The organism is Variovorax sp. VaC1 (assembly GCF_043658315.1).
GTDB lineage: Bacteria > Pseudomonadota > Gammaproteobacteria > Burkholderiales > Burkholderiaceae_C > Variovorax.
The window spans coordinates 22,179-43,593 of record NZ_JBIGLT010000010.1; the positions used below are offsets into that span (position 1 = coordinate 22,179).

20 protein-coding genes are annotated in these 21,415 nt (G+C 65.9%); 1 reads left to right on the forward strand and 19 read right to left on the reverse strand.

Translation table 11 applies throughout. The features are described from left to right. Positions 1 to 15: 15 nt before the first annotated feature. The 14 genes from hisG to ACGLHS_RS31315 all read right to left on the reverse strand — a co-directional run bounded on the left by hisG (position 16) and on the right by ACGLHS_RS31315 (position 15,553). Complete coding sequence (gene hisG / locus ACGLHS_RS31250) at positions 16 to 657, reverse strand: ATP phosphoribosyltransferase (protein WP_093246071.1); 642 nt, start codon at positions 655 to 657, stop codon at positions 16 to 18. Then, the gene (gene murA, locus ACGLHS_RS31255; protein ID WP_394485688.1) at positions 654 to 1,943 is read right to left on the reverse strand and encodes a UDP-N-acetylglucosamine 1-carboxyvinyltransferase; all 1,290 of its coding nucleotides are present in this window, start codon (positions 1,941 to 1,943) and stop codon (positions 654 to 656) included. The genes hisG and murA overlap by 4 nt, the downstream gene beginning before the upstream one ends. Before the next feature lie 42 nt (positions 1,944 to 1,985). After that, a complete protein-coding gene (locus ACGLHS_RS31260) occupies positions 1,986 to 2,228 on the reverse strand; it encodes a BolA family protein (RefSeq protein WP_394485689.1) in 243 nt (80 codons plus the stop codon). 120 nt (positions 2,229 to 2,348) lie between these two features. Continuing rightward, a complete protein-coding gene (locus tag ACGLHS_RS31265; RefSeq protein ID WP_394485690.1) occupies positions 2,349 to 3,113 on the reverse strand; it encodes an ABC transporter permease in 765 nt (254 codons plus the stop codon). Further along, positions 3,110 to 4,057, reverse strand: coding sequence for an ABC transporter ATP-binding protein (locus ACGLHS_RS31270; protein WP_093246077.1), 948 nt, complete (start codon positions 4,055 to 4,057; stop codon positions 3,110 to 3,112). The genes ACGLHS_RS31265 and ACGLHS_RS31270 overlap by 4 nt, the downstream gene beginning before the upstream one ends. Positions 4,058 to 4,220: 163 nt before the next feature. After that, positions 4,221 to 4,496, reverse strand: a complete 276-nt coding sequence (locus ACGLHS_RS31275; protein WP_093246078.1) for a lipid asymmetry maintenance protein MlaB — start codon at positions 4,494 to 4,496, stop codon at positions 4,221 to 4,223. A gap of 13 nt (positions 4,497 to 4,509) precedes the next feature. Beyond that, positions 4,510 to 5,166, reverse strand: a complete 657-nt coding sequence (locus tag ACGLHS_RS31280; RefSeq protein WP_394485691.1) for a phospholipid-binding protein MlaC — start codon at positions 5,164 to 5,166, stop codon at positions 4,510 to 4,512. 169 nt (positions 5,167 to 5,335) lie between these two features. Next, positions 5,336 to 6,052, reverse strand: coding sequence for a VacJ family lipoprotein (locus ACGLHS_RS31285; protein WP_394485692.1), 717 nt, complete (start codon positions 6,050 to 6,052; stop codon positions 5,336 to 5,338). Between the two features lie 26 nt (positions 6,053 to 6,078). Continuing rightward, a complete protein-coding gene (gene mlaD / locus ACGLHS_RS31290; RefSeq protein ID WP_093246083.1) occupies positions 6,079 to 6,567 on the reverse strand; it encodes an outer membrane lipid asymmetry maintenance protein MlaD in 489 nt (162 codons plus the stop codon). Between the two features lie 136 nt (positions 6,568 to 6,703). Beyond that, positions 6,704 to 7,486 (reverse strand): lipid asymmetry maintenance ABC transporter permease subunit MlaE, encoded by a 783-nt coding sequence (gene mlaE, locus ACGLHS_RS31295; protein ID WP_093246084.1) that lies wholly within the window; start codon positions 7,484 to 7,486, stop codon positions 6,704 to 6,706. After that, positions 7,483 to 8,343, reverse strand: a complete 861-nt coding sequence (locus ACGLHS_RS31300; protein WP_093246086.1) for an ABC transporter ATP-binding protein — start codon at positions 8,341 to 8,343, stop codon at positions 7,483 to 7,485. Before ACGLHS_RS31300 ends, mlaE begins: the two co-directional genes overlap by 4 nt. 67 nt (positions 8,344 to 8,410) lie before the next feature. Further along, complete coding sequence (locus tag ACGLHS_RS31305; protein WP_394485693.1) at positions 8,411 to 9,889, reverse strand: glutamate synthase subunit beta; 1,479 nt, start codon at positions 9,887 to 9,889, stop codon at positions 8,411 to 8,413. A gap of 35 nt (positions 9,890 to 9,924) precedes the next feature. Continuing rightward, complete coding sequence (locus ACGLHS_RS31310; protein ID WP_093246089.1) at positions 9,925 to 14,673, reverse strand: glutamate synthase-related protein; 4,749 nt, start codon at positions 14,671 to 14,673, stop codon at positions 9,925 to 9,927. 181 nt (positions 14,674 to 14,854) lie between these two features. After that, positions 14,855 to 15,553 carry a transposase gene (locus tag ACGLHS_RS31315; RefSeq protein WP_394485694.1) on the reverse strand — a complete coding sequence of 233 codons (699 nt, stop codon included), beginning with the start codon at positions 15,551 to 15,553 and terminating at the stop codon, positions 14,855 to 14,857. Between the two features lie 67 nt (positions 15,554 to 15,620). Between ACGLHS_RS31315 and ACGLHS_RS31320 the strand changes: the two genes are divergently transcribed. Next, the gene (locus ACGLHS_RS31320; RefSeq protein ID WP_394485695.1) at positions 15,621 to 16,343 is read left to right on the forward strand and encodes a DUF1266 domain-containing protein; all 723 of its coding nucleotides are present in this window, start codon (positions 15,621 to 15,623) and stop codon (positions 16,341 to 16,343) included. A 17-nt stretch (positions 16,344 to 16,360) separates the two neighbouring features. Here the strand turns inward: ACGLHS_RS31320 and ACGLHS_RS31325 are convergent, their stop codons facing one another. The 5 genes from ACGLHS_RS31325 to aroB all read right to left on the reverse strand — a co-directional run bounded on the left by ACGLHS_RS31325 (position 16,361) and on the right by aroB (position 21,383). Next, positions 16,361 to 17,248, reverse strand: a complete 888-nt coding sequence (locus ACGLHS_RS31325) for a class I SAM-dependent methyltransferase (protein WP_394485696.1) — start codon at positions 17,246 to 17,248, stop codon at positions 16,361 to 16,363. Further along, a complete protein-coding gene (locus tag ACGLHS_RS31330) occupies positions 17,245 to 17,820 on the reverse strand; it encodes a DUF1415 domain-containing protein (protein WP_394485697.1) in 576 nt (191 codons plus the stop codon). Before ACGLHS_RS31330 ends, ACGLHS_RS31325 begins: the two co-directional genes overlap by 4 nt. Continuing rightward, positions 17,817 to 19,073, reverse strand: coding sequence for a CynX/NimT family MFS transporter (locus ACGLHS_RS31335; protein WP_394485698.1), 1,257 nt, complete (start codon positions 19,071 to 19,073; stop codon positions 17,817 to 17,819). The genes ACGLHS_RS31330 and ACGLHS_RS31335 overlap by 4 nt, the downstream gene beginning before the upstream one ends. After that, positions 19,070 to 20,200 (reverse strand): deoxyguanosinetriphosphate triphosphohydrolase, encoded by a 1,131-nt coding sequence (locus ACGLHS_RS31340; RefSeq protein ID WP_394485700.1) that lies wholly within the window; start codon positions 20,198 to 20,200, stop codon positions 19,070 to 19,072. Before ACGLHS_RS31340 ends, ACGLHS_RS31335 begins: the two co-directional genes overlap by 4 nt. Positions 20,201 to 20,273: 73 nt before the next feature. After that, the gene (aroB, locus tag ACGLHS_RS31345) at positions 20,274 to 21,383 is read right to left on the reverse strand and encodes a 3-dehydroquinate synthase (protein WP_394485701.1); all 1,110 of its coding nucleotides are present in this window, start codon (positions 21,381 to 21,383) and stop codon (positions 20,274 to 20,276) included. Between the last annotated feature and the right edge of the window lie 32 nt (positions 21,384 to 21,415).

The following is a 21,415-nucleotide window of genomic DNA, read 5'->3' on the forward strand; positions in this document are numbered from 1 at the left end:
TGGAAGAGGAGGAAGTCAGGCGGAAGGAATGGCCGACGCGAAGGCGTCGATGATGCGACGGATGGGCTCGCGCTTGAGCTTGAGCGCGGCCTGGTTGACCACGAGGCGGGCGCTGATGTCCATGATGCGTTCGACCTCGACCAGGTGGTTGGCCTTGAGGGTGTTGCCAGTCGAGACCAGGTCGACGATGGCGTCGGCAAGGCCCGTGAGCGGTGCCAGCTCCATGCTGCCGTAGAGCTTGATGAGGTCGACGTGCACGCCCTTGCTGGCAAAGAAGTCACGCGACAGGCCGACGTACTTGGTCGCCACGCGCAGGCGCGAGCCCTGGCGCACGGCCGAGGCGTAGTCGTAATCGGCGCGCACGGCCACGCTCAGGCGGCAGGCCGCGATGCGCAGGTCGAGCGGCTGGTACATGCCCTGGTTGCCGTTTTCGAGCAGCACGTCGAGGCCGGTCACGCCGAGATCGGCACCGCCGTACTGCACGTAGGTGGGCACGTCGGACGCACGCACCAGCACCACGCGCACGTCGGGCCGGGTGGTCTCGAGAATGAGCTTGCGCGACTTCTCGGGGTCTTCGGTGACCTCGATGCCGGCGGCTGCCAGCAGGGGCATCGTCTCTTCGAAGATGCGGCCCTTGGAAAGCGCCAGGGTGATCATGCGGCGGCTCCCGTCACGCGTTCAATGTCGGCACCGAGGCCGCGCAGTTTCGATTCCATGCGGTCGTAGCCCCGGTCGAGGTGATAGATGCGGTCGACCAGCGTCTCGCCTTCGGCCACGAGGCCGGCGATGACAAGGCTGGCGGAGGCGCGCAGGTCGGTGGCCATCACGGTGGCACCCGAGAGCTGCTGCACGCCCTCGACCATCGCGACTTTGCCTTCGACGTGGATGTTGGCGCCCAGGCGCACCATCTCGTTCACGTGCATGAAGCGGTTCTCGAAGATGGTCTCGGTGACCATCGAGGCGCCACGCGCGATCACGTTCAGGGCCATGAACTGGGCCTGCATGTCGGTCGGAAAGCCCGGGTACTCGGTGGTGCTGAAGCTCTGCGCCTTGAGGTGCTCGTAGGCCGGGCCTTTCGAGCTGATGCGCACGCCATCGGGTTCGGTGGCGACCTGGCAGCCTGCGTCGCGCAGCTTGTCGATCACCGCGTCGAGGTGGTCGCCGCGGGCGTGGCGCAGGAAGGCCTCGCCACCCGTGGCCGCCACAGCGCACAGGAAGGTGCCGGCTTCGATGCGGTCGGCCACCACGGCGTGCGTGCAGCCATGCAGCTTTTCGACGCCCTGCACGCGGATGTGGCTGGTGCCGTGGCCCTGGATCTTGGCGCCCATGCGGATCAGCATTTCGGCCAGGTCGACGATCTCAGGCTCCTGCGCGGCGTTTTCGAGCAGCGTCTCGCCCTCGGCCAGCGCGGCAGCCATCAGGAAGTTCTCGGTGCCGGTGACGGTGACCATGTCCGTCAGGATGCGCGCGCCCTTCAGGCGCGTGCGGTCCTCGGGCAGGCGCGCGACCATGTAGCCGTGCTCCACCACGATCTCGGCGCCCATCGCCTGCAGGCCCTTGATGTGCTGGTCGACCGGCCGCGAGCCGATGGCGCAGCCACCGGGCAGCGACACCTTGGCATGGCCGAAGCGCGCCAGCAGCGGGCCCAGCGCCAGCACGGAGGCGCGCATGGTCTTCACCAGTTCGTAGGGCGCCTCGGGGTTGGTCAGGTCGCCGGCGTTCAAGCTCACCGTGCCGTTGTCGTCGCGCTCGGCGGTCACGCCCATGTTGCGCACCAGCTTGAGCATGGTCGACACGTCCTGCAGGCGCGGCACGTTGTGCAGCGTCACGGGCTCGTCGGTCAGCAGCGCCGCGCACAGCTCGGGCAGCGCGGCGTTCTTGGCGCCGGAAATGAGTACTTCGCCGCGAAGCTGGCGCCCGCCGCGAATCAGAAGTTTGTCCATCGAAGTTCCAGCGAAATCAGGGGGCCCGCAGGGGCCGGAAAGTCATTTTTCCACTGCCGCCCATTCGGCCGGCGTGTAGGTCTTCATCGAAAGCGCATGCACCTCGTCGGTGTGCATTTTCGCACCGAGGGTGGCGTAGACCCGTTGGTGGCGCTGGATGGCGCGCTTGCCCTCGAATTCGGCCGAGACGATGGTGGCGTACCAATGTCGGCCGTCGCCTTCGAGCGTGATGTGCTCGCAAGGGAGGTGGGACTGGATCAGGGCCTTGAGTTGTTCGGCGGTCATGGAGATGGGTATTTATCGGGAAACGCCGCGGAACCGGCTTTGCCGGGCCGCTGGCGCTGCCCCCGGAAGGGGGTTGGCGAAGCGACACGAAGTGCGCGAAGACTGGGGGAGAGCCATGACTCAGCCTCGGATTTTGTAGCCGATGCGCAGCAAGTGGACGGCGATGGCGCTCACCGCCAGCCAGGCGATGCCGACGATGCCCAGGCTGAGCCAGGGCGAGGCGTCGCTCACGCCGAAGAAACCGTAGCGGAAGCCGTCGATCATGTAGAAGAACGGGTTCAGGTGGCTCACCTTCTGCCAGAACGGGGGCAGCGAGCCGATCGAATAGAACACGCCCGACAGGAAGGTCATGGGCATGATCAGGAAGTTCTGGAACACGGCCATCTGGTCGAACTTCTCGGCCCAGAGGCCGGCGATCAGGCCCAGGGTGCCGAGCATGGCCGAGCCCAGCAACGCGAACACCAGGATCCAGACCGGCGCCACGAAGCTCGGCACCGCGAAGAAGACGGTGACGGCGAACACGCCCAGCCCCACGGCCAGCCCGCGGATGATCGACGAGCCCACGTAGGCGAAGAACCAGCCCCAGTGCGACAGCGGCGTGAGCAGCACGAAGACCAGGTTGCCCATGATCTTGCTCTGGATGATCGACGACGAGCTGTTGGCAAAGGCGTTCTGCAGCACGCTCATCATCACCAGGCCCGGCACCAGGAAGGCCGTGTAGCCGACGGTGCCGTAGACCGTGACGCGGCCTTCGAGCACATGGCCGAAGACCATGAGGTACAGCAGCGCAGTGAGCACCGGCGCCCCGACGGTCTGGAAGCCAACCTTCCAGAAGCGCAACGTTTCTTTGTAGAGCAGCGCGCGCCAACCGGTGACAGCCATCATCTTGCGACCTCCAGCGGCGTCTGTTCGCCCGCCATCAGGTCGATGAACACGTCTTCCAGATCGGCCTTGCGCATTTCCACATCTTCCACCGCGACACCGGCTTCGCGGATCGCGGCCAGCAGTTGTTCGACTTCATGCGCGTTCTGCGCCGGCAGCTGTACGATGCGCCCGGTGATGCGCGCGTGCTGGGCGATGGCCCAGGGCAGCATGGCGTCGGTCTTGAAGCGCAGCACGTTGCTGGCGGCCGACTTCAGCAGCTCGCTGGTGCGGTCCAGCGCGATCACGCGGCCCAGCTTGAGCATCGCGATACGGCTGCACAGCGCCTCGGCTTCCTCGAGGTAGTGGGTGGTCAGCAGCACGGTACTGCCCTGCTTGTTGAGCTTGGCGACGAACTGCCAGAGCGTCTGGCGCAGCTCGACGTCAACACCGGCCGTGGGCTCGTCGAGCACGATCACCGGTGGCTTGTGCACCAGCGCCTGTGCCACCAGCACACGGCGCTTCATGCCGCCGGAAAGCTGTCGCATGTTGGCCGTGGCCTTGTCGGCCAGGCCCAGGCTGTGCAGCAGTTCGTCGATCCAGTCGTCGTTGTTCTTGATGCCGAAGTAGCCCGACTGAATGCGCAGCGACTCGCGCACATTGAAGAAGGGATCGAACACCAGCTCCTGCGGCACGATGCCCAGTTGGCGCCGCGCCTCGGCATAGTCGCGCTGCACGTCGAAGCCGTGCACGCTGATGGCACCGGACGTGGGGCGCGCCAGCCCTGCGAGCATGCTGATCAGGGTGGTCTTGCCGGCGCCATTGGGGCCGAGCAGGCCGAAGAACTCGCCCGGCTCGATCTGGAAGCTGACCTCGTCGACCGCGCGCAGCCCCTGTTTGCCTTGGGCCCGCTGCTGCTTGGAGGGGGGATAGGTCTTGGAGACCGATTGGAATGAGATCGCGGGCATGGGAGCCCGTGATTTTACGGGGCGCCTTCACAAACTGCCGCGCAGCGGCCTGATACCCTCAAGCGGCCGCTGCCGGGCCGCCCCAAGGCGGGCCGCGCCTCACCCTCGGGGGGTGGCGAATTACACGCAGCGAAGCGAAGTGAAAAGCCGGGGGCCAACAGTGTCAGGGCGCGGCGGGCAAAAGGCCCGCGATCCCATAGAGGGTCGCCAGTTCACGCAGCCGCGGCGAGAGGCCCTTGACCGCGAATCCCCGTCCCAGCGCGCTCGACTCGCGCCGGCATTCGAGCAGCACCGCCAGCGCCGACGAATCGAACTGCGCCAGCGCGGTGGCATCGACCACGGTCGACGACGAGTCGGTCTGGCCTTTCAGCCCCTGCTGCAGCATGCGCATGCAGGCGGGGGCCTCGTCGTGGGTGAGCTTGGTGGGCAGGACCAGCATGGCGTTCGCCCCGTCAGCCCTTGCTGTTGCCCTTGTTGCGCGCGGCCAGCGCGGCGATCAGGCCGTCGATGCCGCTCTTGTTGATTTCCTGCGCAAACTGGGTGCGGTAGGTGTCGACCAGCCATACGCCCAGCACATTCAGGTTGTAGACCTTCCAGCCGGCGCCCTGGCCGGGCGTCTTCTCGAGGCGGTAGTCGAGCTGCACCGGGTCGCCACGGCCCTTGACTTCGGTGCGCACCAGCACGTCGGTGTCGGTGGGCGAACCGCGGAAGGGACGGATCGTGACGGTCTGGTCGGTCACCTGGTCGAGCGCGCCGGCGTAGGTGCGCACGAGCAGCGTCTTGAACTCTTCCTGCAGCCGCTTTTGCTGCTCGGGCGTGGCCTGGCGCCAGGCCGGGCCGACGGCAGAAGCCGTCATGCGCTGGAAGTTCACGTTGGGCATGATCTTGCTGTCGACCAACAGCATGATCTTGTTGACGTCGCCCGCCTTGATGGACGAGTCGGCCTTGATCGTGTCCAGCACGTCGGTCGACAGGCGCTTGACGAGCGCATCGGGCGCTTCGTCGGCCGCACGCGCAGGCTGCACGAAGGCGACGGCGGCGCCGAACAGCAAGGCACCGGCCAGCACCAGGCGGCCGAGATCGCGTCGTTGCAAGGTCTTGTTGTTCATGGTGAGTCCCTCAATCAAGTTTGAAAATCTACGAAGTACACGCAGGAAGCGAAGTACTGAGACAGAAACGGATTCGAGCGACACGGGGCCGACCGGGTTCCTGTCTCGCAGGTGAAGCCTTGCAACCGGATGCAAGCGGCTTCATGGCTCGCCTTTGGCGCGCTCCTCTTTACTTTCCGGCGCCGTCGTCCGGAGGATTGCCGTCGTAGACCTGGCTGCGGCGGCGCTGCAGGAACGCATCGCGCGTGAACGAATACTTGTCGAGCGCCGCATCGCCGAGCAGTCGGCCCGCGCGCAGGTACTGCGAGCGCGTGTCGACCACGCGCAGGGCGGTCAGCGAATTGCGCCAACGGACGTCTTCCATGTGCGCCAGCGGATCGCCGTAGTAGTCCAGCGGCTTCGCCACGGTATCGCGCAGGGTCGACGGGCCCAGCAGCGGCAGCACCACGTAAGGACCAGGGCCTACGCCCCAATAGCCGAGCGTCTGGCCGAAGTCTTCTTCGTGGCGCGAGATGCCCGCGTCGCTTGCGACGTCGAGCAGTCCACCGAGTCCGAAGAAGGTGTTGACGTTGAGCCGCATGAAGGTCTCGGCGCTGCCCTGCAGCTTGAGCTGGGCCACGTTGTTGGCCAGGCTCCAGACGTCGCCGATGTTGTTGAAGAAGTTATTCACGCCCGAACGCACCATCGAGGGCAAGGCCCGCTGGTAAGCGGTGGCCACGGGGACCAGCACTGCGTCGTCGACAGTTTCATTGAAGCGCGAAACGCCACGGTTCATGGACTCGAACGGATCGGCCGGATTGGCATTGGGGCCCGTGGCGCAACCGGCCACGAGCGCAAAGGCGGCTGCAGCGCCCGTCCAACGGGCGTATTGAGCTATATTTTTCATAGCAAATGACAGATTCGATCGTGTTTTCATTTTTTATTGGCTGATCCAGGCGCCGTATTTCCCTCGGCTGCCTTGCTGTACAGGAACTGGCTGATCAGGTTTTCCAGCACCACGGCCGACTGGGTCGCGGTGATGGTGTCGCCGGCTTGCAAGTTCTTCTCTTCGGCGCCCGCCTCGATTCCGATGTACTGCTCTCCAAGCAAGCCACTGGTCAGAATCTTGAGCGAACTGTCCTTGGGAAAACTGTAGCGGTTTTGCAATGCCAGCGTCACGCTGGCCTGAAAGGTCTTGTCGTCGAAGGAGATTGATTCCACACGGCCGACCACCACGCCCGCGCTCTTGACCGCGGTCTGCGGCTTGAGGCCGCCAATGTTGTCGAAGCGCGCAGTGACCGCGTAGGTCTTCTGGAAGTTCAGGCTCAGCAGGTTGGCCGACTGCAGCGCAAGGAACAGCAATGCGGCCCCGCCGATCAGCACGAACAGGCCGACCCAGATGTCATTGTTGGAACGTTGCATATCGACTCTTCCTAAATTCCTACGGATTGACTCATTCGGGGAACACCGCAGAACCGGCCTTGCCGGGCTGCTGGTGTTGCCCCCGGCAAGGGAGTTGGCGGCCACGCGAAGTGGGCAAGCCTGGGGGTGTGCCCGTTCATATACTGAACATCATGGCGGTCAGGAGGAAGTCCAGACCCAGCACCGCCAGCGATGCACTGACCACGGTCCGCGTGGTTGCGCGCGACACGCCTTCAGGCGTGGGCTGCGCTTCGTAGCCCTGCAGCAATGCGATGAAGGTCACGGTGAAACCGAAGACGATGCTCTTGATGACGCCGTTGCCCACGTCGCGCCACACATCGACGCCACCCTGCATCTGCCCCCAGAACGCGCCCGGGTCCACGCCCAGCATCAGCACGCCCACCACGTAGCCGCCCATGATGCCGACCGCGCTGAACACCGCCGCCAGCAGCGGCATCGTGATGACGCCCGCCCAGAAGCGCGGCGCAAGGATGCGCTGCACCGGATCGACCGCCATCATTTCCATGGCGCTCAATTGCTCGTCGGCCTTCATGAGACCGATCTCGGCGGTGAGCGAAGTGCCCGCGCGCCCGGTGAACAACAAGGCGGCCACCACGGGCCCGAGTTCGCGCACGAGACTCAGGGTGACCAGCAGCCCCAGCGCCTCGGACGACCCGTAGCGCTGCAGCGCGTAGTACATCTGCAGGCCCAGCACGAAGCCGACGAACAGCCCTGACACACCAATGATCGCGAGCGAGTAATTGCCAAGGAAATGGATCTGGTCGCGCACGAGTCCGAAGCGACGCATGATCTGCGCGCCCGGGCCGACGAGCCGCATGAAGAGCTTGGCGCCGTAGCCAAGATTCGCCAGATGGCTGCGCACGGCAAAGCCGATATCGGCGGGCTTCCACCAGCTCATGAGCGCCCTCCTTCGACATTGCCGAAATCGTCTTCGATGCTGACGCCCGGGTAATGGAACCGCACGGGCCCGTCGGGCAAGGCATTCACGAACTGGTGCACCAGCGGGTCGTTGCTCTGGCGCACGTCGTCGGGCGTGCCCTGCGCGGCGATGCCGCCGTTGGCCAGGATGATCACGTGGTCGGCGATACGGAATGTTTCTTCGAGGTCGTGCGACACGATGATGCTGGTCAGCCCCAGCGTGTCGTTGAGCTGACGGATCAACCGCGCGGCCGTGCCGAGCGAAATCGGATCGAGGCCCGCGAAGGGTTCGTCGTACATCACGAGATCGGGGTCGAGCGCGATCGCACGCGCCAGCGCCACGCGACGCGCCATGCCGCCCGACACTTCACTGGGCATCAGGTCGCGCGCGCCGCGCAGGCCGACCGCATCGAGCTTCATGAGCACGATGTCGCGTACCAGCGCTTCAGACAGTTGCGTGTGTTCGCGCAGTGGAAACGCCACGTTGTCGAACACGCTCATGTCGGTGAACAGCGCGCCGAACTGGAACAGCATGCCCATGCGACGCCGCGCCGCATAGAGCGCCTTGGCGTCGAACCTGACGACATCCTGACCGTCGAACAGGACCTCGCCGCGCTGCGCGCGTTGCTGTCCGCCGATCAATCGCAAGACCGTGGTCTTGCCGCCGCCCGAGGCTCCCATCAGCGCCGTCACCTTGCCGCGCGGCACGCTGAACGAAACGCCATCGAGGATCGCGCGCGCGCCGTAGCCGAACGTGACGTCTCGAAACTCTACGAAGGGATGTGGCGTGGTGGCTGGGTCCATCTCAATAAAAAAGCCGGGCGCTTTTTCAAGCATCCCGGCGCGCGGTTTTCCAGCGGATGATAACGGGGCCGCGAGCGCGGCCGCGAAATTGAAACAAAAATCAGCGAGGTAAGTCGCTGAAACCCATCAGAAATTCATCCACCGAACGCGCGGCTTGACGGCCTTCGCGAATGGCCCACACAACCAGCGACTGGCCGCGGCGAATGTCGCCGGCGGCAAACACCTTGGGCACGTTCGTGGCATAGCCGCCGATGAAGTCGACCGTGGCCCGCGCGTTGCCGCGTGCATCCTTCTCGACACCGAAGGCATCGAGCACGGTGGCCACGGGGCTGATGAAGCCCATGGCCAGCAGCACGAGGTCGGCCTTGAGCACTTGCTCGCTGCCGGACACTTCCTGCATCTTGCCGTCCTTCCATTCGACGCGAACGGTCTTCAGGCCCGAGACCTTGCCCTTCTCGCCGATGAACTCCTTGGTGGAAATGGCGAACTCGCGCTCGCAACCCTCTTCATGGCTGGAGCTGGTACGCAGCTTGATCGGCCAGTACGGCCAGGTCAGCGGGCGGTTTTCTTCTTCGGGCGGCTGCGGCATCAGTTCGAACTGCGTGACGCTGACCGCGCCATGGCGGTTGCTGGTGCCCACGCAGTCGGAGCCTGTGTCGCCACCGCCGATGACGATCACGTGCTTGCCGTCGGCGCGCAGCTGGCCCTTGACCTTGTCGCCTGCGTTGACGCGGTTCTGCTGCGGCAGGAACTCCATCGCGAAGTGAATGCCGTCGAGATCGCGGCCGGGCACCGGCAGGTCGCGCGACTGCTCGGCACCGCCGGTGAGCAGCACGGCGTCGAACTCTTTCTGCAGTTGCTCGGGCGTGATGGTTTCCTTGGCCAGGTTGGTGACCTTGGAACCCTTGCCCAGCGGATCTTTCGCGGCACCGACCATGACGCCGGTACGGAAGCTCACGCCCTCGGCCTTCATCTGCTCGACGCGGCGATCGATGTGGGTCTTCTCCATCTTGAAGTCGGGAATGCCGTAGCGCAGCAGGCCGCCGATGCGGTCGTTCTTCTCGAACAGCGTCACGTCGTGGCCGACGCGCGCCAGCTGCTGCGCGGCAGCCATGCCGGCGGGGCCGGCCCCGACCACGGCGACCTTCTTGCCGGTCTTGTGCTTGGCCACGCGCGGCGCGACCCAGCCTTCGTCCCAGGCGCGATCGATGATCGCGTGCTCCAGCGACTTGATGCCGACCGCGTCGTCGTTCACATTGAGCACGCAGGCTGCCTCGCAGGGCGCGGGGCAGATGCGGCCGGTGAACTCGGGGAAGTTGTTCGTCGAGTCGAGCACCGCGAAGGCGTTCTGCCAGTCGTTGCGGTACACGAGGTCGTTGAAGTCCGGAATGATGTTGTTGACCGGGCAGCCGCTGTTGCAGAACGGCGTGCCGCAGTCCATGCAGCGCGCGCCCTGTACCTTGGCCTGCTCGGTGTTCAGGCCGACGACGAATTCCTTGTAGTGCTTGACGCGCTCGTCGACGGGCTTGTAGCCCTCTTCGATGCGCTCGTGCTCCATGAAGCCGGTGATCTTTCCCATCGTGATGTCCTCTGTTCTTCGTAGCTGTGCCGCGCTCAGACGGCGGCCGTGGCAGCGGGTGCGGCCAGTGCGTGCGGCTCCAGGCCCACGTGCGCGTTGTTGCCGCTGCTGGTCAGCTCGACCTTGCGGTCGTGCAGCTCGGCAAGCGCGCGCTTGTATTCGTTCGGGAACACCTTGACGAACTTGGTGCGCGACACGGCCCAGGTGTCGAGCAGCTCGCGTGCGCGCTTGCTGCCGGTCCAGCGGTGGTGCTCTTCGAGCAGCTTCTTGAGCTGGGCTTCGTCGGTCTCGCCGCCATGCCAGATCTTGCGATGCACGCTCGCCGTTTGCTCGGCCGAGGTCAGCACCTTGTCGAGCGAGACCATCGAGAGGTTGCAGCGCGAGGCGAACTGGCCGTCTTCGTCGTAGACGAAAGCCACGCCGCCGCTCATGCCGGCTGCGAAGTTGCGGCCCGTCTTGCCGAGCACGGCCACCGTGCCGCCGGTCATGTATTCGCAGCCGTGGTCGCCGGTGCCTTCGATGACCGCCGTGGCGCCCGACAGGCGCACCGCAAAGCGTTCGCCGGCCACGCCGCAGAGGTAGGCCTCGCCGGTGGTTGCACCGTACAGCGCGGTGTTGCCGACGATCGTGTTGCGCACCGCTTCGCCGCGGAAGTCGAGGCTGGGACGCACCACCACGCGGCCGCCCGAGAGGCCCTTGCCGGTGTAGTCGTTGGCGTCGCCGATCAGGTACAGCGTGATGCCGCGTGCCAGGAAGGCGCCGAACGACTGGCCGCCCGTGCCTTCGAGCTGGATGCGGATCGAGTCGTCGGGCAGGCCCTGCGGATGCACTTTGGTCAGCGCACCCGAGAGCATCGCGCCCACCGAGCGGTTGACGTTGCGTGCCACTTCGATGAACTGCACCTTCTCGCCCTTTTCGATGGCGGGACGCGACTTCTCGATGAGCTTGACGTCGAGCGCACGTTCGAGGCCATGGTCCTGGTTCTCGACGTGGAAGCGCGGCACCTCGGCCGGCACGTTCGGCAGCGCGAACAGGCGGCTGAAGTCCAGGCCCGAAGCCTTCCAGTGCTCGATGCCCTTGCGCATGTCGAGCAGGTCGGCGCGGCCGATCAGGTCGTCGAACTTGCGGATGCCGAGCTGAGCCATGATCTGGCGCACTTCTTCCGCAACGAAGAAGAAGTAGTTGACGACGTGCTCGGGCTTGCCCGAGAACTTCTTGCGCAGGATCGGGTCTTGCGTGGCCACGCCCACCGGGCAGGTGTTGAGGTGGCACTTGCGCATCATGATGCAGCCCTCGACCACCAGCGGCGCGGTGGCGAAGCCGAATTCGTCCGCGCCCAGCAGCGCGCCGATGGCGACGTCGCGGCCGGTCTTCATCTGGCCGTCGGCCTGCACGCGGATGCGGCTGCGCAGGCGATTGAGCACCAGCGTCTGCTGCGTTTCGGCCAGGCCGATTTCCCACGGGCTGCCCGCATGCTTGATCGACGACCAGGGCGATGCGCCCGTGCCGCCGTCATGGCCGGCGATCACGACGTGGTCGCTCTTGCACTTGGCCACGCCCGCCGCGATGGTGCCGACGCCGATTTCGCTCACCAGCTTCACGCTGATGCTGGCGTGCGGCGCGGTGTTCTTCAGGTCGTGGATGAGCTGCGCGAGGTCTTCGATCGAGTAGATGTCGTGGTGCGGCGGCGGCGAAATGAGGCCCACGCCCGGCACCGCATAGCGCTGCTTGCCGATGTACTCGGTGACCTTGCCGCCCGGGAGCTGGCCGCCCTCGCCCGGCTTGGCACCTTGCGCCATCTTGATCTGGATCTGGTCGGCCGAGTGCAGGTACTCGGCCGTGACGCCGAAGCGGCCCGACGCAACTTGCTTGATGCGCGAACGCAGCGAGTCGCCATCGGCGAGCGGCAGGTCGACCTCGACGTTGGCCGCGCCGATCACACTCTTGAGCGTGTCGCCCTGCTTGATCGGGATGCCCTTGAGTTCGTTGCGGTAGCGCGCCGGGTCTTCGCCGCCTTCGCCGGTGTTGCTCTTGCCACCGATGCGGTTCATGGCAATGGCGAGCGTGGCGTGCGCCTCGGTGCTGATCGAGCCGAGAGACATCGCGCCGGTGGCGAAGCGCTTGACGATTTCAGCGGCCGCTTCGACTTCATCGACTGGAATGGCCTTGGCCGGATCGATCTTGAACTCGAACAGGCCGCGCAGCGTGAGGTGGCGGCGGTTCTGGTCGTTGATGAGCTGCGCGTATTCCTTGTACGTGTTCCAGTTGTTGGCACGCGTGCTGTGCTGCAGCTTGGCGATGGCGTCGGGCGTCCACATGTGCTCTTCGCCACGCGTGCGCCAGGCGTATTCGCCGCCGGCGTCGAGCATGTTGGCGAGCACCGGGTCATCGCCAAAGGCGGCCTTGTGCATGCGGATGCCTTCTTCAGCGATCTCGAAGACGCCGATGCCCTCGACGCGGCTGGCGGTGCCGGTGAAGTACTTGTTGACGGTCTCGCTGTTCAGGCCGATGGCTTCGAAGAGCTGCGCGCCGCAGTAGCTCATGTAGGTGCTGACACCCATCTTCGACATGATCTTCGACAGACCCTTGCCGATGGCCTTCACGTAGTTGTAGACCGCCTTGTCGGCGCTCAGGTCGCCCGGCAGGTCGGCGTGCATGGCGGCCAGGGTTTCCATCGCGAGGTACGGGTGCACGGCTTCCGCGCCGTAGCCGGCGAGCACGCCGAAGTGATGTACTTCGCGCGCCGAACCGGTCTCAACGACGAGGCCGGCGGTGGTGCGCAGGCCTTCACGGACCAGGTACTGATGGACGGCCGACAGTGCGAGCACCGCCGGAATCGCCACTTGCGTCGGGCTCACGCCGCGGTCGCTCACGATCAGGATGTTGTGGCCGCCCTTGATGGCGTCCACCGCTTCGGCGCACAGCGAAGCCAGCTTGGCTTCGACGCCTTCGTCGCCCCAGGCGAGCGGGTAGGTGATGTCGAGCACGTAGCTCTTGAACTTGCCCTGCGTGTACTTGCCGATGTCGCGCAGCTTCGCCATGTCGGCGAAGTCGAGGATCGGCTGGCTCACTTCGAGCCGCATCGGCGGGTTGACCTGGTTGATGTCCAGCAGGTTGGGCTTGGGGCCGATGAAGGACACCAGCGACATCACGATCGCTTCGCGGATCGGATCGATCGGCGGGTTCGTCACTTGCGCGAACAGCTGCTTGAAGTAGTTGTAGAGCGGCTTGTTCTTGTTCGAGAGCACGGCCAGCGGGCTGTCGTTGCCCATGGAGCCGATGCCTTCTTCACCAGCCTGCGCCATCGGGCTCATCAGGAACTTGATGTCTTCCTGGGTGTAGCCGAAGGCCTGCTGGCGGTCGAGCAGCGCGACCTGGCTGAGCGGCGCGGAGACCGGTTCGGCCTTCACGCTGTCGAGCTTGATGCGCAGGTTTTCGATCCACTGCTTGTAGGGCTTGCTGTTGGCGAGGGTGGCCTTGACCTCCTCGTCGTCGATCATGCGGCCCTGCTCCAGGTCGATCAGGAACATCTTGCCGGGCTGCAGGCGCCACTTGCGCACGATCTTCTGCTCGGGCACGGGCAGCACGCCCGATTCGGAAGCCATGATGACCAGGTCGTCGTCGGTCACGCAGTAGCGCGAGGGGCGCAGGCCGTTGCGGTCGAGCGTGGCGCCGATCTGGCGGCCGTCGGTGAACACGATGGAGGCAGGGCCGTCCCACGGCTCGAGCATCGCGGCGTGGTATTCGTAGAACGCGCGGCGGCGCGGGTCCATCGTGGCGTGCTGTTCCCAGGGCTCCGGGATCATCATCATCACGGCCTGGCTGATCGGATAGCCAGCCATCGTCAGCAGCTCGAGGCAGTTGTCGAAGGTGGCGGTGTCGGACTGGTTGGCGAAGCTGATCGGGTAAAGCTTCTGCAGGTCGGCGCCGAGCACAGGCGACGACATCACGCCTTCGCGCGCCTTCATCCAGTTGTAGTTGCCCTTGACCGTGTTGATTTCGCCGTTGTGGGCGACGTAGCGGTACGGGTGGGCCAGCGGCCATTCGGGGAAGGTGTTGGTCGAGAAGCGCTGATGCACCAGGCCCAGGGCCGAGACGCAGCGCTTGTCCTGCAGGTCGAGGTAGTAGGTACCGACCTGATCGGCGAGCAGCAGGCCCTTGTAGACCACGGTGCGGCTCGACATGCTCGGAACGTAGTATTCCTTGCTGTGCTTGAGCTTCAGGCGCTGGATGTTGGCGCTGGCGGTCTTGCGGATCACATACAGCTTGCGTTCGAGCGCGTCCTGCACGATCACGTCGTTGCCGCGGCCGATGAAGACCTGGCGCAGCAGCGGCTCCTTGGCGCGCACGGTGGGCGACATGGGCATGTCGCGGTTGACCGGGACGTCGCGCCAGCCGAGCAGCACCTGGCCTTCGGCCTTGATGGCGCGTTCCATCTCTTGTTCGCAGGCTTCGCGCGAGGCGTGTTCCTTCGGCAGGAAGATCATGCCGACGCCGTATTCACCGGGCGGAGGCAGTGTGACGCCCTGCTTGGCCATCTCTTCGCGGTACAGGTGGTCGGGCAACTGGATCAGGATGCCGGCCCCGTCGCCCATCAGCTTGTCAGCGCCCACTGCGCCGCGATGGTCGAGGTTTTCAAGAATCTTCAAGCCCTGCAGCACGATGGCGTGGCTTTTCTCGCCCTTGATGTGGGCCACGAAGCCGACGCCGCAGGCATCGTGCTCATCAGCACCGGAATACAGACCGTTTTTTTGGAGATGTTCGATCTCGGCAGCCGTCGTCATGGCGCGCTCCTTCAGTTTTCGCAGGGAAAGGGAGCATATTGCGATGCACAAAGAATGCCAAACACTTTAATAGGGGTCAGACTCTTATTAAATCCCGGGTTTTCTGGTCAGAATTAAATTAGGGACACATTAAAAACAGGAGCAAAAGATCCAACTACTGCAATGGCTCTAGGCCATTTGATTACTCAGAAGACGGTTTCGAAGGCGGCCGACCGGCCTTCGCTTTGATCACGCGGCGGTCCGTGGCCTTTTGCAGCGAGTCGAGAAAATCGCCGTCCCCCGCCGCCCAGCCCCGCAAAGTGGCTTCGGTCAGCGCGGTCTGGTCCGCCGTGCGCACCCCGCTGCGCACCAAGTCGACGTAGGCCGCCTCGCGCGCGAAGGGCGTGTTGCCCAATTCCCAGTACAGCGGATGCGGCGTGAGCAGCCGGTCGTGCCGCAATCCGGCGTAGTGGCCGTGGCTGGACCAGGGGAAGTCGCGCGCGTCGGCCACCATGCCCGCCCGCACCGGATTGAGGTCGATGTAGGCCATGCAGGTCAGAAGGTAGCGATCAGTCTGGATCAGCGTCGACCGGTAGCGCCCTTCCCACAGGGTGCCGCTGCGGCCGTGGCGGTCGTTGAAGTAGCGCACGTAGCTGCGCCCCACCGACTGCATGAACTGCGGCAGGCCGGTGGTGCTGTTCGGCGTGGCCAACAGATGGAAGTGGTTGTCCATCAGCACATAGGCATGCAGCGCGATGCCGAAACGCGTGGCGTTCTCGGCCATGAGGCCGAGCAGCTTTTCGTGGTCCGCGCGATCGACAAAGATCGGCTGGCGGTTGTTGCCGCGCTGGATCACGTGGTGCGGCATGTCGGCCAGCGTGAGACGAGGGAGACGGGCCATGGGATAGGTTGTGGCGCAGGGCTTGTATCCTAAGCGGCCATTCACCAACGTGACGGGGGAGCCATCGATGTTCAAGTTCTTCAAGGAAATGCTCGATTCGGTCAAGGAGGGCATCGCGGAGGGAAAGGCCGAACTCGCCGAGGAAGAGGCTGCCCGACAGGCCGCGCTGCAAGAGGGCAATGCCGCGCTGAAGGCGCGCCTCGCCGCTTCTTCGCGCTACGAGAACTTCGCAGTCGCGCTGGCCGCCGTGTATCGCCAGACCTTCGGCCCCGACTTGAAAGAAGCGCGCGAAGCACAGCGCAGCGCGGTGCACCTGTTGTGCGTCGACATCGCACCCGATGAAGTCGAGGCCTGGAAGAAGTTGCTGGCGCGCGACTTCTCGGTCACGAATGCGAACGAAGCGGAATCAGTGGTGACTGAAATCGTCGACGGCCTTCCCTCTCAGCCCTCCGACGACGATTTGGCGCTCTGGATCGCCCGCGCAGCCCATCTGTCAACGGGCGCCGCCGCCGTGGGCTACGTCAGCGCCGGCACGGCGCTCGACTGGCTGGAACCCGCCGTGGTGCTGGCGGTCGAGCACTTCGACGGTTGGCCCAACTACGCGCAGAGCTTCCTGGCAGGCGAGCGGAATGCGCCCGGTAGCAACATCCTCGGGCGCAAGCTCCTGGGCTCGGTGTCGGAAAAGCTGCTCGAAGACGAACTCAGCCCTTGGAAGGTGGTGGCCTGGCCGTCTCGCGATGCACTGGAAGAGCTGCTGGCGTCACGCGGCGCAGCGCCCCGCCCCGCGTAACACCGGGAGAAGCCGGCTCAGCCGAGCCGGAAGCGCGTGTCGCCGAGCGTATCGAGCCCGAACTGCGACAGCAGCTCGCCAAGCCGCGTCGCCGCGCTCGCCTTGCGCTGGCCGGTGTAGCGCGCCAGGATCAGCTCGTTCTTCATGCTGTGCTCCCAGCCGACCAGTTCGGTGACCGTCACGCTGTAGCCGTTGGCTTCCAGGTACAGGCAGCGCAGCACGTTGGTGAGCTGACTGCCGATCTCGCGCGTGTGCAGCGGATGGCGCCACAGCTCGGCCAGCGGCGTGCGCGACAACGCCAGCGCCTTGGTCTCGCGCAGGCAGGCGGCCACTTCGGCCTGGCAGCAGGGCACCAGCACCATGCAGCGCGCCTTCTTGGCGAGGCCGAAGGCGATGGCGTCGTCGGTGGCGGTGTCGCAAGCGTGCAGCGCGGTGACCACATCGATCTGATCGGGCAGTTCGCTGGCTTGGGCCGATTCGGCGACCGTCAGGTTCAGGAACGACATGCGGCCGAAACCCAGGCGCTGCGCCAGCGCCCGTGATTTTTCGACCAGCTCGGAGCGCGTCTCGATGCCGTAGACGTGACCGCCCTGGCGTGCCCGGAAGAACAGGTCGTAGATGATGAAGCCCAGGTACGACTTGCCCGCGCCATGGTCGGCCAGCGTGGCGCCGGCGCCCTCTTCCGGCAGCTCGCGCAGCAATTGCTCGATGAACTGGAACAGGTGATAGACCTGCTTGAGCTTGCGCCGTGAATCCTGGTTGAGTCGCCCCTCGCGCGTGAGGATGTGCAGCTCTTTCAGCAGCTCGATGGATTGGCCCGGACGCAGGACTTCGGCCAGCTCCGCGTCGGCCTTGGCGGCCTTGTTGGTTTTCACGGGATGGGTGGCGGCTTTGGCGGCATTCATGGCTTCGCGCTCCCGGCACCCACGTCGAGCGCGGCCCAGCCCGCCGCACCCAGCGCCTCGAGCGTGTCGATGTTGCGCTCGAAGATCGCCTCCGCCTCGGGAAAGGCCTCGACCGCACGGCTCACGCTGTCTTCGCGCAGCAGGTGCAGCGTCGGGTAAGGCGCGCGGTTGGTGGCGTTGCCGATGTCATCGGGCTCTGTGCCGCCGAACTGGAACTGCGGATGAAAGCTCGCCAGTTGCAGCACGCCGTCGAAGCCCGCGCGTGCAAGACGGCGCTCGGCGCGCGCCGTGAAATCGTTGAAGTCCAGAAAATCCGCCAAGGTGTTGGGTGCCATCAAAAGGGTGGTGTCGCGCACGGAGGCGTCGAGGGCTGCGAGCTCGCGGGCTTCGGAAAGGAGCGCATCCATCAGGTCGGCCTCCTCGGTGGGCAAGTAGGTGGCGTAGTGGATCTGCGCCTTCACGTGCACCGCCTTTGCGAACGGGCACAGGTTGAGGCCGATCACCGCGCGCTCGAGCCAGCGCCGCGTGTCGGCTTCGGCCTGAGCGGCAGTGATTGTCGTCGGACCGGTCATGCCGCCTCCGCCGCAGGGTGAATCCGCCCCAGCCGCCGCGCGAGCAGCATGCCGGCCAGCGAGCAGGCCAGCGTCGCGGTCCAGGTCCAGTGCCAGCCGCCAACACGGTTCGCCACCCACGCGACCGCCGGCGGTGCCAGGAACTGGCCGAGCGAGGACGCCTGCTGCATCAGCCCGACCGTCGTGGACACGGTGTTCGGGCTGGGCGCCAGCCGCACGCCAAGCAGGAACAGCGTTGCCGGCACCATGCCGCCGCCCAGGGAGAAGACACAGACCGCGATGTAGCGAAGCGCCGGCGGCAGGCCCGCCGCATCGGCGCCCTGCCCCACTTGCGCGAATGCCGCCACGCCACCCAGTGCCATCGCCAGGAAACCCCATTGCAGAAGGCGCTCGGGCGCTATGCCGCGCTGCAGCCAGCGTCCACCGGCAATGTTGCCGACGATGTTCATGGCGGCCGCGAGCGCCGTGAGCACGGCGTTCCACCCGGCCGGCACGCCCGCGCCGGCATAGATGGCCGGGAGGAAGCCGATCACCGCCATCCACTGCGCCGAGTACACGGCGAATGTCAGCGCGATCAGCCAGGGCGCACGAGCGCCGACGGTGGCGCGCAGGCGCGGCGCCCAGCCCGTGGACACACTGCCCGCTGCGGCCGGACGAAAGCGGTCCGAAGGCACGGCCATCCAGACCCAGATGGCCGCCACGGCCGAGACCATCGACAACAGCCACCACCAGTCGGCCCACCCGCCCCACGCGATCAAAGCCGGCCCGAGCAGCAGCGCAAGCGCGACGCCGAGCGGCATGTAGGCACCCCACAGCCCCAGCGCGGCCTTGTCCGCGCCCGGCGGCGTGAGCGCACGGATCAGGCCCGGCCCCGGCATGACCGACAGCAGAAAGCCGATGCCCTCGACGGCACGAAGAACCAGCAGCCACTGCACCGCATGGGCGCCGCCCACAAGCCCCGCGCCGACCGCACCGCCCAGCAGGCTGGCGACCGTCAACACCACCAGCCCGGTCAGCATGCTGCGACGCAGCCCGATGGTGTCGGCCGCGAGGCCGGCGATCAGCCCCAGGGTCATGCTGGCCACCTGCACCAGCGACAGCAGGAAACCAGCCTCCACGAGGCTGATGCCGAGCGAGGCCTGCAACGCCGGCACGGCTGGCGGCAACTTGCCGAGGTGCAGGGCACCGCTGACCCCACCCAGCAGCACCGCGAAGACGGCAGCGGGCACGCGTGCCTTGGTGGCTGTGCTCATGCGATCCCCCGGCGGCCGGTGAGCCGCTCGTGCTCGCGCATCGCAAAGCGATCGGTCATTCCGGCGATGTAGTCGGCCACTGCACGGTGCCGGTCGTGGCGGTCGCCGTAGGAGGCCGGCATCTCGTCACCGCGTTCCAGGTAGGCCTCGAACAGTTCGCGCACCACCTGTTGCGCCTGGTCGGTGGTCTGGGTGACCTGCGGATGCCGGTAGAGATTGCGGAACAGGAAACGCTTGAGTTCGTCCGACTGGGCCTGCATGGTCGCACTGAAAGCAACAACGGGCGGGGCCTTGCGCACCGCATCGGCGTCGACCGGCGCGAGCGTTTCGAGCGCCGCGCGCGTCGCGTCGATCACGTCGTAGACCTGTGCACTCAGCATGCGCCGGATGGTTTCGTAGAGCACGCGCCGGTCCTGCAACTGCGGATGCTCGGCCAGCGCTTCGCGGCGGTAGCGCTCGAACAGCTCCACCTCGGCCAGTTGCTCGACGCTGATGAGGCCCGAGCGCACGCCGTCGTCGATGTCGTGGGCGTTGTAGGCGATGGCGTCGGCCAGGTTGCACAACTGCGCTTCGAGCGCCGGCTGCGTGCGGTCGAGAAAACGCCGCGCCACGCCTTGCGGCTCAGTCGCCTCGATGCGCTCGGCGTTGGCGCGCGAGCAGTGCTTGAGGATGCCTTCGCGGGTCTCGAAGCTGAGATTCAGGCCGTCGTACTGCGGATAGCGGTGCTCGAGCGCATCGACCACGCGCAGGCTCTGCAGGTTGTGCTCGAAGCCGCCGTGCCCCGTCATGCAGGCGTTGAGCGCGTCCTGGCCGGCATGGCCGAATGGCGTGTGGCCCAGGTCATGCGCCAGCGCGATGGCCTCGACCAGGTCTTCGTTGATGCGCAAGGCGCGTGCGATCGAGCGGCCCAGTTGGGCGACTTCAAGCGAATGCGTCAGGCGCGTGCGGAACAGGTCACCTTCGTGGTTCAGGAAAACCTGGGTCTTGTAGACCAGTCGGCGGAAGGCGGTGGAATGGACGATGCGATCGCGGTCGCGCTGGAAGGCATCGCGCGTAGGCGCGGGCGGTTCGGCATGGCGCCTCCCGCGCGACTGCGCGGGGTGGCAGGCATAGGCCGCCAGGCTCATTGGTGCACCCTTGGCGCTGCGCGCCTTCCCGCCAAGCGGGAGCGAGCTTGCTCGGGGCAGACCGGCGCGGCGCTCATCCCGCGCAGCACTGCGCGAGCACTTCGCGCACAAGCGCATCGGGTGCGCTGCGAACCACGGCCGAGCCGGGCTTGTCGATCACCACGAAGCGGATCTCGCCGGCTTCCGATTTCTTGTCGACGCGCATCAGCTCCAGGTAGCGCTCCGCACCGAGTGCCGGTCCGACGATGGGCAGGCCCGCGCGCTCGATCAGCCGCGTGAGGCGCTCGACAAAAGCGGCGTCGACGCCGCCAAGCCGTTGCGACAGGTGCGCCGCCATGACCATGCCGCAACCGACCGCTTCGCCATGCAGCCATTCACCATAGCCAAGACCCGATTCGATGGCATGGCCAAAGGTGTGGCCGAAATTGAGGATGGCGCGCAGGCCCGTCTCGCGTTCGTCCTGCCCGACCACCAGCGCCTTGATCTCGCAGCTGCGCTTGACGGCATGGGCCAGGGCGGCGGGGTCGCGCGCCGTCAACGCGTCGACGTTGGCTTCGATCCAGTCGAAGAAAGCCATGTCGTAGATCGGGCCGTACTTGATGACCTCAGCCAAGCCTGCACTGAGCTCGCGCGGCGGCAGGGTCTGCAGGGTGTTCAGGTCGCAGAGCACCAGTTGTGGCTGGTAGAACGCGCCGATCATGTTCTTGCCCAGCGGATGGTTGATGGCCGTCTTGCCGCCCACCGAGGAATCGACCTGCGCCAGCAGCGTGGTCGGCACCTGCACGAAACGCACGCCGCGCATGTAGCTCGCGGCAGCGAAGCCGGTCATGTCGCCCACCACGCCGCCGCCCAGGGCGAAGAGCACGGTTTTGCGGTCGCTGCCGTGGCCGAGCAGGGCATCGAAGATCAGGTTGAGTGTCTGCAGGTTCTTGTGCACCTCGCCGTCGGGCAATTCGAGCAGGTGCACGGTGCGAAAGCGGCCCGCCAGGGCGCTACGCAGGGCCTTGGCATAGAGCGGCGCCACCGTGGTGTTGCTGACGATCAGTGCGGAAGCGGCCGCGGGCGTGGCGGCAAAGCTCTGCGGGTCGTCCAGCAGGCCAGTGCCGATCAGGATCGGGTAGCTGCGGTCGCCGAGCTGGATGTCGACGCGTTCTGGCGAGGCGGAAAGTACGGGCAAGGACATGGCCGCGAGTTTAGGCGCTGCCGCCGGGACCG

Coding starts and splice junctions, on each gene's coding strand:
- ACGLHS_RS31270 (WP_093246077.1), bottom strand. CDS start 4,057: ATGCCCGCGATCTCATTCCAATCGGTCTCCAAGACCTATCCCCCCTCC.
- ACGLHS_RS31260 (WP_394485689.1), bottom strand. CDS start 2,228: ATGACCGCCGAACAACTCAAGGCCCTGATCCAGTCCCACCTCCCTTGC.
- ACGLHS_RS31300 (WP_093246086.1), bottom strand. CDS start 8,343: ATGCTTGAAAAAGCGCCCGGCTTTTTTATTGAGATGGACCCAGCCACC.
- mlaD (WP_093246083.1), bottom strand. CDS start 6,567: ATGCAACGTTCCAACAATGACATCTGGGTCGGCCTGTTCGTGCTGATC.
- ACGLHS_RS31285 (WP_394485692.1), bottom strand. CDS start 6,052: ATGAAAAATATAGCTCAATACGCCCGTTGGACGGGCGCTGCAGCCGCC.
- hisG (WP_093246071.1), bottom strand. CDS start 657: ATGATCACCCTGGCGCTTTCCAAGGGCCGCATCTTCGAAGAGACGATG.
- murA (WP_394485688.1), bottom strand. CDS start 1,943: ATGGACAAACTTCTGATTCGCGGCGGGCGCCAGCTTCGCGGCGAAGTA.
- ACGLHS_RS31335 (WP_394485698.1), bottom strand. CDS start 19,073: ATGAGCACAGCCACCAAGGCACGCGTGCCCGCTGCCGTCTTCGCGGTG.
- ACGLHS_RS31275 (WP_093246078.1), bottom strand. CDS start 4,496: ATGCTGGTCCTGCCCACCAAGCTCACCCACGACGAGGCCCCCGCCTGC.
- mlaE (WP_093246084.1), bottom strand. CDS start 7,486: ATGAGCTGGTGGAAGCCCGCCGATATCGGCTTTGCCGTGCGCAGCCAT.
- ACGLHS_RS31305 (WP_394485693.1), bottom strand. CDS start 9,889: ATGGGAAAGATCACCGGCTTCATGGAGCACGAGCGCATCGAAGAGGGC.
- ACGLHS_RS31325 (WP_394485696.1), bottom strand. CDS start 17,248: ATGAATGCCGCCAAAGCCGCCACCCATCCCGTGAAAACCAACAAGGCC.
- ACGLHS_RS31315 (WP_394485694.1), bottom strand. CDS start 15,553: ATGGCCCGTCTCCCTCGTCTCACGCTGGCCGACATGCCGCACCACGTG.
- ACGLHS_RS31280 (WP_394485691.1), bottom strand. CDS start 5,166: ATGAACAACAAGACCTTGCAACGACGCGATCTCGGCCGCCTGGTGCTG.
- ACGLHS_RS31320 (WP_394485695.1), top strand. CDS start 15,621: ATGTTCAAGTTCTTCAAGGAAATGCTCGATTCGGTCAAGGAGGGCATC.
- ACGLHS_RS31310 (WP_093246089.1), bottom strand. CDS start 14,673: ATGACGACGGCTGCCGAGATCGAACATCTCCAAAAAAACGGTCTGTAT.
- ACGLHS_RS31265 (WP_394485690.1), bottom strand. CDS start 3,113: ATGATGGCTGTCACCGGTTGGCGCGCGCTGCTCTACAAAGAAACGTTG.
- aroB (WP_394485701.1), bottom strand. CDS start 21,383: ATGTCCTTGCCCGTACTTTCCGCCTCGCCAGAACGCGTCGACATCCAG.
- ACGLHS_RS31330 (WP_394485697.1), bottom strand. CDS start 17,820: ATGACCGGTCCGACGACAATCACTGCCGCTCAGGCCGAAGCCGACACG.
- ACGLHS_RS31340 (WP_394485700.1), bottom strand. CDS start 20,200: ATGAGCCTGGCGGCCTATGCCTGCCACCCCGCGCAGTCGCGCGGGAGG.